8 protein-coding genes are annotated in these 11,614 nt (G+C 62.4%); 5 read left to right on the forward strand and 3 right to left on the reverse strand.

The features are described from left to right. Window positions 1–34 precede the first annotated feature (34 nt). A complete protein-coding gene (locus tag EFQ99_RS14205; RefSeq protein WP_126921656.1) occupies window positions 35–3,346 on the forward strand; it encodes an alpha/beta fold hydrolase in 3,312 nt (1,103 codons plus the stop codon). A gap of 22 nt (window positions 3,347–3,368) precedes the next feature. Here the strand turns inward: EFQ99_RS14205 and EFQ99_RS14210 are convergent, their stop codons facing one another. The 3 genes from EFQ99_RS14210 to EFQ99_RS14220 all read right to left on the reverse strand — a co-directional run bounded on the left by EFQ99_RS14210 (window position 3,369) and on the right by EFQ99_RS14220 (window position 5,896). Further along, on the reverse strand, window positions 3,369–4,547 hold the full coding sequence (locus EFQ99_RS14210) for a glycosyltransferase family 4 protein (protein WP_126921657.1): 1,179 nt from the start codon (window positions 4,545–4,547) through the stop codon (window positions 3,369–3,371). Window positions 4,548–4,682: 135 nt separating this feature from the next. Beyond that, complete coding sequence (locus EFQ99_RS14215) at window positions 4,683–4,919, reverse strand: Lrp/AsnC ligand binding domain-containing protein (RefSeq protein WP_008528286.1); 237 nt, start codon at window positions 4,917–4,919, stop codon at window positions 4,683–4,685. Window positions 4,920–4,987: 68 nt separating this feature from the next. After that, entirely contained in the window at window positions 4,988–5,896 is a 909-nt protein-coding gene (locus EFQ99_RS14220; RefSeq protein ID WP_126921658.1) for a LysR family transcriptional regulator, read from the reverse strand. A gap of 84 nt (window positions 5,897–5,980) precedes the next feature. Between EFQ99_RS14220 and hglS the strand changes: the two genes are divergently transcribed. From hglS to EFQ99_RS14240, 4 genes are all read left to right on the forward strand, one after another. Then, a complete protein-coding gene (gene hglS / locus EFQ99_RS14225; RefSeq protein ID WP_126921659.1) occupies window positions 5,981–7,411 on the forward strand; it encodes a 2-oxoadipate dioxygenase/decarboxylase HglS in 1,431 nt (476 codons plus the stop codon). A 64-nt stretch (window positions 7,412–7,475) separates the two neighbouring features. Continuing rightward, entirely contained in the window at window positions 7,476–8,759 is a 1,284-nt protein-coding gene (locus EFQ99_RS14230; RefSeq protein ID WP_126921660.1) for an NAD(P)/FAD-dependent oxidoreductase, read from the forward strand. A 65-nt stretch (window positions 8,760–8,824) separates the two neighbouring features. Beyond that, window positions 8,825–10,363, forward strand: coding sequence for an L-piperidine-6-carboxylate dehydrogenase (gene amaB, locus EFQ99_RS14235; RefSeq protein ID WP_126921661.1), 1,539 nt, complete (start codon window positions 8,825–8,827; stop codon window positions 10,361–10,363). Between the two features lie 202 nt (window positions 10,364–10,565). Continuing rightward, the gene (locus tag EFQ99_RS14240) at window positions 10,566–11,591 is read left to right on the forward strand and encodes an iron ABC transporter substrate-binding protein (RefSeq protein ID WP_126921662.1); all 1,026 of its coding nucleotides are present in this window, start codon (window positions 10,566–10,568) and stop codon (window positions 11,589–11,591) included. The last annotated feature ends 23 nt before the right edge of the window (window positions 11,592–11,614 follow it).

The following is an 11,614-nucleotide window of genomic DNA, read 5'->3' on the forward strand; positions in this document are numbered from 1 at the left end:
ATCCGGCTTTAGGCCGATCCTGGCGGATGGATGGATGTCGAAGGGTATTATCGCAAATTCGGTGATGAATGCGGCGGCGGGCATGCTGCTGCTGCTGACGGGCTTCGTCTCCTCGATCATAACTGCGCGCCTCCTCGGGCCGGAAGCCAACGGCATCGTCGCCTTTTCGCTCTGGCTGGTGGTCACGGGCGCATCGATTGCCGAGCTCGGCTCCAGCATCACACTCTTGAAGACCCTGCCGCAGCTTTCGGCGGAAGGCTACGATGCGCGCCGCCGGCGGGGCTTTGCCGCCATTCTCGTCAGCTTCATGATGTTTTCGACCGTCGTGCTGCTGGCACTCTACGCACTGTTCTTCCTGACCTCGGAAGAGATGCACTGGGCGGAAACCGCGCCCTCCGTGGCTTTGGTCACGGGCGTGCTGTTCTTCATCCAGGCGATTGGATCCTTCGTCAAATTCTACCTGATCGGCGAAAAGAAGCTCGGCGCCTTCTTCAAGCTGACGGTTGCAGTCTCAATCTTGCAGCTTGCCGGCGTCGCGGTCGGCGCCGTGCTCTATGGCGTCGAGGGCGTTGTCGTCGGCTATGCGCTTGGCCAGTTCGTGCTGTTTTTCGCCACCATGCCGATCCTGCTTGCGCGTCGCGACTGGTGCGGGGTCTCGCTGAAATATCTCGCTTCCTCCTCCGTCATCCTGTCGATCCAGTTCATTATCGATTCCATCTTCCTCAATCGGCTTGAATTGCTCTTTCTGCAGCAGTTCTGGTCGGTGGAAATGGTCGGCTATTACGCCGTCGGCCTGTCGATCGCCAATATCGCCCTTCAACTGCCGATCCAGATGACCGGAAGCCTGTTGCCCTATTATTCCGAGCGGCGGCACAGCAGCGACGATTCGACATTGCCGGTCGAGGTCTTCGCCGCCGTCACCCGCAGCATGGCCTATATCGTGCTGCCGATGAGCCTCGGACTGGCCGCGATTTCCAGCGAGCTGGTGCTGGTGGTGTTCGGCGAAGCATTCGGCCGCAGCGGCACGGTGGTTGCGCTGCTCGCGCTCGTCGCACCCGCCTACACCTTCATGCAGATCCTCAGCCTCTACCTGCTTTCGATGGACAGAGCCCGCTCGCGCCTGAATATCAGTGTGATAGGTGGCCTCCTCATGGTAGTGGGTTGTTTACTGATCGTACCTAGGCTTGCCGCCGAGGGGGCTGCACTCGTGCGCATCCTGGTGTTCGTTGCGATGTCGATGATGATGATCAGGCAGACAGGATTCGGATCCCAGCTTTCAGGTCTCTATGCAAGCCTCACGAAGGTGACGCTCGCCTCGGTATTGTGTGCCTGCGCGGCGATCTCCGCGCTGGAATTCATCCATGGCCCGATTGGCCTCGTCGCCGCGATCATCGCCGGCACCTTCGCCTATTTCGCGGCGTTGCGCGTGCTGCGCGCCGTGCCGCGCGAGGATGTGGAGGTCATGCACTCCCTTCTCGAAAAGATACCGTCCGCGCTGCGGGGGCCGGTCGGCCACGTGATCAATTTCATCGCGCCCAGGCTTCCCGACGATCCCGACCGTGCCAAGGTCGCGCCCGGCGAATTCTCGCTCGAACCAGCCGAGGGTGCGGGGCGCAGCGCTGCCCTGCCTGTCGTCTTCGACGGCACGATCGGGCTGTTCATGCCTGAGAATCCGCAAGCGAAGAAGCGTTCGGCCTCGGTGCTCTTCGTCAGCCCCTGGGGGTTCGAGGAAATGTGCAGCCGCAAGTTCTTCCGCATCGCTGCCGAGCATTTCTCGGATATCGGCGTACCGAGCCTGCGCTTCGACTATCGCGGCACCGGCGATGCGCTCGATTTCGGCACGCTGCCGGCAAGGCTGGAAACCTGGGAAAATTCGATCCGCGCGGCTGCCGCCGAGCTCAAGTCTCTCTCCGGCTGCGACCGTATCATTCTTATCGCACAGGGCCTCGGCGCGACCCTTTCCCAGCGCATCGGCTCCTCGATCGATGGCATCGACAGCCTCGTCATGCTGGCGCCCGTGCTGAGCGGCCGGGCCTATCTGCGTGAACTCAACATGTGGTCCAAGATCATCGATGCTGATCTCGGCCTCGGCAAGGAGCACGTGCAGGCCGCAAAGGTGCAGATCGCTGGCCTCGTGATGCCCGAAGAGATCGCCGCCGAGCTCGGCAAGCTCAACATTGCCTCGCCGCAGGGGCTTGCAGCGCCCCGTTATCTGATCCTCGAACGTCCTATCCGGGCCGAGGATACCGGCTTTGCGGATGCGCTGAAGGCGTTCGGAGCCGAAGTCGATCAGAAGGCCTTCGAAGGTTATGACGAGCTCGTCACCAATCCGCTCTTTGCCAAGACACCGATGGCTGTCGTCGAACTGCTGACGAAGTGGCTGGAGACGGCGACGACCGAGACATCCGCTGTCCATTCGCCGGTAGCCATCGAAAATCCGCCGCTTGCCGGCGATGGTTTTGCGGAAACACCGGTGCGTTTCGGAAGCCACGACCATCTGGTCGGCGTCGTCAGCCGGCCGCTTGGGGAAATCAAGGGCAATGCCGTGCTCTTCCTGTCGACGGCCTATGATCGCCACGCGGGCTGGGGACGGACGACAGTGGATATGGCGCGCGAGCTCGCGCGCGAGGGCGTCGTTTCACTGCGCTTCGATTCCGCCAATGTCGGAGACAGTCCGCCGCGGCCGGATGCGCCGGAACAGGTGCTTTATTCCAGCACGCAGACCGCGGACGCGGTCGCCGCGCTCGATCTTCTCGAAAGCGTCGTTGCGGGTCCCGTCATGGTGGCCGGCCGATGCAGCGGCGGTTATGTCGCCTTCCGCGCCGGCGTCGCCGACGAACGGTTGAAGGCGGTCGTCTCGATCAATCCCTTCGTCTACTACTGGGATCCGAAGGTGCCTGTGCGCAAGGAGCATGTCGTCTCCGTTCCCCGCAGCCTTGATGATTACGGCCAGCGTCTGGCGCGGCTCGATACGCTGAAGCGGCTCATCAGTGGCCAGGTGGACGTGGTGTCGGCACTGCAGAATATCGTCATCGCCGGCGGCCGGCGGCTGTCACCCTTCATCGCGCCGCTGCTCGAGCTGCTTCCGGACCGGCGCCAAATCGCCCGTGAGGTCCGGCATTCCTTCGCGTCCTTCGGCAAGCGCAAGGTGCCGCTGACGCTGATCTACAGCGAGGGCGACGTCGGCCTCGACCACGTCTATTTCCATTTCGGCCCGCGCGGCGCCAAGCTTTCCCGCTATCCGAACGTGCGGCTGCTGATGCTGCCGGATGCAGACCACAATCTGACACCGCCGCAATCGCGCAAATTCGTGCTCGACGAGATCATCCGTCTCGCGAGAGCTTGATCGGGATTTCAGGAAGAAAGGATCATAGGCTTTCCGCGACGGCGATATCAAGCGATCTGTAGAGATCGATATAATGGCCGGCGACGATATCCCAGGAATAGCCGCGAGCGGCATCGAGAAGTTCTGAACGAACGGCGTCCGGTTGGTGTGTAAGGCCATCATAGGCGGCCTCGATCGCCGTGGCGGCGGCCCCGGAATTCTGGAAATCGGCGAGCCTGATGACGGGATGGCGGGCGGCAAGCGTCTGAAAGGCATAGTTGGCGTTCAGCACCGGCAGCAGGCCGGCGCTCATGGCTTCCAGCGCCACCAGGCCGAAACCTTCATATTCCGAGGCGGAGGCGAAGAGCGAGGCCTCGGCGATGACGCGGCGGATGCCATCGTTGTCGGGCGACACATGCAGTGTGACGCGACCGGTCAAGTTGCGGCTTTCGATCTCGTCTTCGACATTCACCCGGCTCAGGTCGGATTCGGCGCCGATAATATCGAGATGCCATTCCGGGTGGCGTGTCTTCAACACGGCCATCGCATCGAGCAGATGGTCCAGCCGCTTGTTCACCGAGAAGCGCCCGATCGTGACGATGCGGCGTTTTGCCCGGCGCGAAGCGGTATCGGCGAACTTGCCGATATCGGCGCCGTTTTCGATCAGGAGGCTGTCGGGCACGATCTCGGAAAACTGCTTGAGGTCGGAGGCACTGCAGCAGACGACGCGCCGGTAGGCAGTCGCCGAAGCGCGGGTCAGTGTGCGGAACCAGACCTTCTTGACCGCTGCATATTTTCTGGTGTGGAAGAAGCCGCCATGAGTGGTGACGATCATCGGTTTGCCGTGCAGTAGCCGGCCCCAGGCGAGTGCGTCGAAGAAGAAGTCGATGGCGTGAACATGCACGAGATCGGCGTCGCCGATATGGCGGAAAACCTGCGGCGCCAGGGGATAGCGGCTGCTGCCGGACCAGGGAATGCGCACCACCTCGATACCATTGATATTTTCGCGAGGCGGCAGCTTGTCGTCAGGCGCGGTGAAGAGCGAATCGAGCGTGACGACGCGCACGCGATAACCGCGCCGGACGGTCTGGCGGCCGAGATTGGCGACAACGTCTTCCAGGCCGCCACGATTGGGTAGGAACTGGCGCACGACATGGACGATCAGCGGGGGCGCTTCCGATTGCGGCTGCTCGTGCACTCTGTCTGCCTCGACGATCGCCATTTTCCACCTATCGCTACGCGCCTCGCCTCAAGCTAACGCGAGACTCTTATAGCAACGTCCACGCTTAAGCCGCGGTTTAAGCGGCAAGCCGAAAGGCGATTCTTCTCGAAAAGGGTTAACCGCGTCTGAGGGGGCTCAGAAGGCCTTGAAGGTCAGCGTCGTCAAGGAGCGGACGATACCCGGAATATTGGCGATGTTGTCATTGATGAACTTGCCGATATCCTGGCCTTCCTCGATGTAGACCTTCATCAACAGGTCGTAGTCGCCGCTTGTGGAATAAAGCTCCGAGACCAGTTCGGTCTGGTAGATGGCGTCGGCGACCTCATAGGTCTTGCCGGGGGCGCATTGGAGCTGGACGAAGATCGGCTTCATGGGATTTCCTGCAGATGTTGTTTGGCTGACATAATGGTCGAAACCGCCATGCCGATGCAAGCCGTTCGTCATGCGGTCGGATTGGCGGCCGCTTCAGCGACGATCCAGTCGCGAAAGGCGGCAAGCGGCGCATAGTCGGCGCGCTCGGGCGGAAAAGCGAGATAGTAGCGTTCGCGGCTTTCCATTTCGCGGTCCACGGCGGCGACGAGATCGCCACGCCTGAGTTCCTCCTGCATCAGGAATGTCGGCAATAGCGCGATGCCGAGGCCGGCGATCGCGGCTTGCGCTGCGGTGGCGAACTGGTCGAAGAGCATGCCGTGCACGCTTTCGAAGGCAACGCCGTTGCCGGCGAACCATTGTTCCCAGGCATCAGGCCGTGTCGTCAAATGCAGAAGCGGGACGGTGAGCAGGTCTTCCGGCCGCGAGATCGCGTATCGCCTGAGAAAATCGGGGCTGCAGGCCGGCACCGTTCGCTCCGACATGAGAAAGGCGAGGTCGGCGCCCGGCCAATGCGGATGGCCGAAATGGATGGCGGCGTCGATCGAATCGAGGCGGAAATCGAAGGGCGAAAGCCGGGTCACGAGGTTGATGGTGACACCCGGATTGGCAGCGAGAAAGCGGCCGAGGCGCGGCGCCAGCCAGCGCGTGCCGAAAGTCGGCAGGATGGCGAGATTGAGCGTGCCGCCATGCGGATTGGCGCGCAGGTTCAGGGAGGCGCTCGATATGCGCCGCAGCGCCTCGCGGATCTCGCGGGCGTAGCTGTCGCCGGCAAGCGTCAGCCGCATGGTCTGACGTTCGCGCAGGAAGAGCTCGACGCCAAGCTGCTCTTCCAGCGCGCTTACCTGCCGGCTCACGGCGCTTTGTGTCAGATCAAGCTCACGCGCCGCAGCCGTGACGCTGCCGGTGCGGGCCACCGCCTCGAAGGCGGCGAGATGCGATATCGACGGCAGAAAGCGCCGGGAAGTGTTCATGATCATTCCATTTCAGAATGAGCTATTTCCGAAATGTCGATATTTCCAGCTTTGTGGTGCTTGTAAAGAGTTTCATCCTGCAAAAACGGAATGAGCCGGAGTTTCCAGATGCCGCAAGCCTTCGTTTCCACAGACCGCATCCGCTCGCTCTTCACCGAAGCGATGTCGCAGATGTACCGGGCGGAGGTGCCGCAATACGGCACGCTGATCGAACTGGTGGCTGAGGTGAATGCCGCCTGCCTCGAAAAGGATCCCGAGCTGCGCGAACGGCTGGCCAGCGCCGGCGAGCTGGAGCGTATTGACGTCGAGCGCCACGGCGCGATCCGGCTTGGAACGGCAGAGGAACTTTTCACCATCCGTCGGCTTTTCGCCGTCATGGGGATGCAGGCGGTCGGCTATTACGATCTCTCGGTCGCCGGCGTGCCCGTTCATTCCACCTGCTTCCGGCCGATCGACGAAGCGGCGCTCAACGTCAATCCGTTCCGTGTCTTCACCTCGCTGCTGCGGTTGGAACTGATCGAAGACGAAGAGCTGCGTGGTGAGGCGCAAGCCATTCTGGCGGCGCGGCGCATCTATACGCCGCGCGCTATCGCGTTGATCGAGCGTCACGAGCAGAACGGCGGCTTGACGGAGGCGGAAGCTGCGGAATTCGTCGCTGAAGCGATCGAAACCTTCCGCTGGCACGGCGAGGCGACGGTCAGCGCCGAAACCTACAAGCGCCTGCACGACGCGCATCGGCTGATCGCCGACGTCGTCAGCTTCAAAGGGCCGCATATCAATCACCTGACCCCACGTACGCTCGATATCGACGCGGTCCAGGCCCGCATGCCGGAACGCGGCATCACGCCGAAGGCCGTCATCGAGGGGCCGCCGCGCCGTCATTGCGATATCCTCTTGCGGCAGACGAGCTTCAAGGCCTTGGAGGAGGCGATAGCCTTTTCCGGTGAAGAGGGGGCAGCCAGGGGAACGCACACCGCCCGCTTCGGCGAGATCGAGCAGCGCGGCGTGGCGCTGACGGCGAAGGGCCGGGCGCTCTACGATCGGCTGCTCGCCTCGGTGCGCGGCGAGGTGCAGGTTGGCGCCCGTGGCGCCAGGGCCGGCGCCTACGACCAGGAACTTGCCGAGCGCTTCAAGGCGCTGCCGGATAGCTGGGAGGAACTGCGCAGCCAGGACCTCGCCTTCTTCCGCTACAGCGCGACGCCTGCGGGTATCGCCGCCGCGGTCAGCGGCGGGCTGCCGCGCGATCCGGAAGCGCTGATTGCCAGGGGCTATCTCGCCTGCGCGCCTCTTGTCTACGAAGATTTCCTGCCGGTCAGTGCGGCGGGCATCTTCCAGTCGAACCTCGGCGCCGACCAGCAGCAGAACTATGCAACCCGCTCGAACCGTGACGCCTTCGAGGCAGCGCTCGGCACGATTGTTGAGGATGAATTGGCGCTCTATGCCGAACGCCAGGCCGCCTCGCTGGATGCGGCGATGGAAGCGCTCGGCCTCGCGCATCTGCAGTTGAAGACCGTTGCTTGAAATGATGCTTTCGCAAGCGAGGTGCATTAGAGTACCCGCGATTTCGACCCAATCGGACTGAGCCATGCTGAATGATCCGCGCTCCCACGGCCTCTGGGAAAAGACCGCAGCTGAACCGCCTGTGACCTCGTCTCTCCAAGGCGCGGTATCGGCCGACGTTGTGATCGTCGGCGGTGGTTACACCGGCCTGTCTTCCGCCCTGCATCTTGCCGAAGCCGGGTCGAAAGTGGTGCTCTTGGAGGCCAGGGAGATCGGTTTCGGCGGCTCGGGGCGCAATGTCGGCCTGATCAATGCCGGCATGTGGGTGATGCCGAATGACCTGCCAGGGGTGCTCGGCTCGGTGCATGGCGAGCGCCTGCTTGATCTGCTCGGCAATGCGCCGAAGCTGGTTATGGAGCTGATCGACCGGCACGGGATTGCCTGCGAACTCGAGCGGAACGGCACGCTTCATTGCGCCGTCGGTGCCGACGGGCTCAAGGAGATCGAGCAGCGCGTGGCGCAATGGACCGCGCGCGGCGCGCCCGTGAAGCTGCTCGATGCAGCAGAAACCGCCAAGCGCATCGGCAGCGATGCCTATGCCGGCTCGTTGCTCGACATGCGCGCCGGAACGCTGCAGCCGCTTGCCTATGTGCGCGGCCTTGCCCATGCCGCCGCCAAGGCCGGCGTTACCATTCATACTTCGAGCCCTGTGACCGCGACGGAGCGCAACGGCAGCCGCTGGAGCGTGAAGACCGAAAGGGGCGAAGTCAGCGCGGACTGGATCATTATTGCGACGGATGCCTACAGCACCGGTCCCTTCGAGCAGGTGCGCAACGAGCAGATCTACCTGCCCTATTTCAATTTCGCCACCGTGCCGCTCGGCCACAATCTGCGCCAGTCGATCCTGCCGGGGCGAGAGGGGGTTTGGGATACCAAGGACATCCTCTCCTCGTTCCGCATGGACCAGGCGGGCCGCCTCGTTTTCGGCAGCGTTGGGGCGCTGCGCAATACCGGGCTTGCTGTGCACAAGGGCTGGGCCAAGCGCGCGTTGAAGCGGCTCTTCCCCATCATCGGCGATGTCGAATTCGAATGCGAATGGTATGGCCAGATCGGCATGACCGACAATGCGCTGCCGCGCTTCCACAAATTCGCGCCGAATGTGATCGGTTTTTCCGGTTATAATGGCCGTGGCATTGCGCCGGGCACAGTCTTCGGCCGGACGCTGGCCGAACATATCCTTGGCCGGCTTTCGGAAGCCGATCTGCCGCTGCCGCTGACGACACCCACGGAGCCGAGCTTCCGTGCGCTGAAGGAAATATGGTACGAAGCCGGCGCCCAGGTTGCCCATTTCGCCGACGCCCGCTTCTGAGAACCGATAAACGCTGCTGGGAAGCGATAGACGCTTCCGGGAATAATAAGATTGGAAACACCACAATGACCATCGCCGTCCTCGATCTCGCCACCGAAACCGCCAAGCTGCTTGCCGAGCTCGGCGTCGATGCCGGCCGCTATCACGGCGGCACGCTTTCCGTCACGTCGCCTGTTACCGGCAAGGAAATCGGCAGGCTCAGGGAGCATTCCGTTTCCGAGACAAAGGCGGCGATCGAAGAAGCGCACAAGGCTTTCCTCGCATGGCGTGACGTTCCGGCGCCGAAGCGCGGCGAGCTGGTCCGCCTGCTTGGCGAGGAACTGCGCGCCGCAAAGGCTGCACTCGGCCGTCTCGTGTCGATCGAAGTCGGCAAGATCACTTCTGAAGGCCTTGGCGAAGTGCAGGAGATGATCGACATCTGCGATTTCGCCGTCGGCCTTTCCCGCCAGCTCTATGGCCTGACGATCGCTACCGAGCGATCCGAGCACCGGATGATGGAAAGCTGGCATCCGCTCGGCGTGGTCGGCATCATTTCCGCCTTCAATTTCCCGGTCGCCGTCTGGTCGTGGAATGCTGCACTTGCGATGGTCTGTGGCAATTCCACCGTCTGGAAGCCTTCGGAAAAGACGCCTCTGACGGCGCTCGCCGTGCAGGCGCTGTTCGAAAAGGCGCTGAAGCGTTTCATCGCCGAGGGCGGTACGGCGCCTGCCAATCTGTCGACGCTGATTATCGGCGGCCGCGATGTCGGCGAAGTGCTGGTCGACCATCCGAAGATCCCGCTCGTTTCCGCCACGGGCTCGACGGCCATGGGCCGTGCCGTCGGTCCGCGCCTATCGCAGCGTTTTGCCCGCGCCATTCTCGAACTCGGCGGCAACAATGCGGCGATCGTCTGCCCGAGCGCCGATCTCGACCTGACGCTGCGCGGCGTCGCCTTCTCGGCCATGGGCACGGCCGGCCAGCGCTGCACGACACTGCGCCGTCTCTTCGTGCATGAAAGCGTCTACGACCAGCTGGTGCCGCGCCTGCAGAAGGCCTACGGCTCCGTTACCATCGGCAATCCCCTGGAAACGGGAACGCTTGTAGGCCCGCTGATCGACGGCCAGGCCTTCGAGAAGATGCAGGCCGCGCTCGGCGAGGCGAAATCGGCCGGCGGCACGGTGACCGGCGGCGGCCGCGTCGACAATGGTTCGGCTGAGGCTTTCTACGTTCGCCCCGCACTCGTCGAAATGCCGGATCAGACCGGCCCGGTCGAACACGAAACCTTCGCGCCGATCCTCTATGTGATGAAATATAGCGATTTCGACGCGGTGCTGGCCCTGCACAATGCCGTGCCGCAGGGATTGTCGTCGTCGATCTTCACCAACGACATGCGCGAGGCCGAGACCTTCGTGTCGGCCCGCGGCTCGGATTGCGGTATCGCCAACGTCAACCTCGGTCCCTCGGGCGCTGAAATCGGCGGCGCTTTCGGCGGCGAGAAGGAGACCGGCGGCGGGCGCGAGTCCGGCTCGGACGCCTGGAAGGCCTATATGCGTCGTTCCACCAACACGATCAATTACGGCAGGACCCTGCCGCTCGCGCAGGGCGTCAAGTTCGACGTCGAATAAGCGACTGTGACAGGGAAGGCGGCGCTTGCGAAGCGTCGCCTTTTTGGCCGAATTGAGATTTATTCCCTCATAATATGAAATTTATCGTCAAGTTTTTGTGATGCGTTTTTTGTGAAGGCAAAACTTGAAATCGTCAGTCAAGAAAAATATACGCCTTCTAGCACCCCTGGGAAGCCTGGGTGACATTGCCACGGAGGCCATCATGAATATTGCTCTTAACCGCTTTTCCCACGCGTTCGCGCTTGCCGCTTCACTTCTCTCCGCCACTGCGCTCGCAGGCAGCGCCAATGCGCAGGAGACCGAAGGCCTGGTCGTTTACAATGCCCAGCACGAAAGCCTGGGTCGCGAGTGGATCGACGCCTTCACCAAGGAGACCGGCATCAAGGTCACCATGCGCCAGGGCGGCGACATGCAGTTCGCCAATCAGATCATCCAGGAAGGCGACGCCTCTCCGGCTGATGTATTCCTGACCGAGAATTCGCCGGCTATGACGCTGGTCGATGGCGCGGGCCTCTTCGCCCCCATCGAGAAGGAAACGCTGGCTCAGGTTCCGGATCAGTATCGTCCGGCCGACGGCATGTGGACCGGCATTGCTGCCCGCACCACGGTTTTCGCCTATGACAAGACGAAGCTCAGCGAAGACAAGCTGCCGAAGTCGCTGCTCGACCTCCAGGATCCGGCCTGGAAGGGCCGCTGGGGTGCTTCACCCGCCGGCGCCGACTTTCAGGCCATCGTCGCGGCCCTGCTGCAGCTCAAGGGCGAGGACGCCACCAAGGCATGGCTGAAGGGCCTCAAGGACAACGCCACGCCCTACAAGGGCAACAGCGTCGCAATGAAAGCTGTTAACGCCGGCGAAGTCGAAGGCGCGGTTATCTATCACTATTATTGGTTCGGCGATCAGGCCAAGACAGGCGAGAACAGCAAGAATGTCGGCCTGCACTACTTCAAGAACCAGGACCCTGGCGCTTTCGTCAGCGTTTCGGGCGGCGGTATCCTGAAGTCCACGCAGCACATGAAGGAGGCCCAGGCTTTCCTGAAGTTCGTCACCAGCAAGGCGGGCCAGGCGGTGCTCAAGGACGGCACGTCCTATGAATATGCCATCGGCAAGGATGCGCCCTCCAACGAAAAGCTCACTCCGCTTTCCGATCTCAATGCCCCGAAGGTCGAAGCTTCGACGCTTGATAGTAAGAAGGTCGTGGAGCTGATGACGGCCGCCGGCCTGATCTGACCTTCTGCCGCAGCCGTTCTCTG

The sequence above is a fragment of the Rhizobium vallis genome (genome assembly GCF_003985155.1).
In the GTDB taxonomy this organism is placed as follows: Bacteria; Pseudomonadota; Alphaproteobacteria; order Rhizobiales; family Rhizobiaceae; genus Rhizobium; species Rhizobium vallis.

Excerpts from the sequence above, each read along its gene's own strand:
- EFQ99_RS14240 (WP_126921662.1), top strand. The coding sequence starts at position 10,566 with ATGAATATTGCTCTTAACCGCTTTTCCCACGCGTTCGCGCTTGCCGCT.
- EFQ99_RS14230 (WP_126921660.1), top strand. The coding sequence starts at position 7,476 with ATGCTGAATGATCCGCGCTCCCACGGCCTCTGGGAAAAGACCGCAGCT.
- EFQ99_RS14210 (WP_126921657.1), bottom strand. The coding sequence starts at position 4,547 with ATGGCGATCGTCGAGGCAGACAGAGTGCACGAGCAGCCGCAATCGGAA.
- hglS (WP_126921659.1), top strand. The coding sequence starts at position 5,981 with ATGAGCCGGAGTTTCCAGATGCCGCAAGCCTTCGTTTCCACAGACCGC.
- EFQ99_RS14220 (WP_126921658.1), bottom strand. The coding sequence starts at position 5,896 with ATGATCATGAACACTTCCCGGCGCTTTCTGCCGTCGATATCGCATCTC.
- EFQ99_RS14215 (WP_008528286.1), bottom strand. The coding sequence starts at position 4,919 with ATGAAGCCGATCTTCGTCCAGCTCCAATGCGCCCCCGGCAAGACCTAT.
- EFQ99_RS14205 (WP_126921656.1), top strand. The coding sequence starts at position 35 with ATGTCGAAGGGTATTATCGCAAATTCGGTGATGAATGCGGCGGCGGGC.
- amaB (WP_126921661.1), top strand. The coding sequence starts at position 8,825 with ATGACCATCGCCGTCCTCGATCTCGCCACCGAAACCGCCAAGCTGCTT.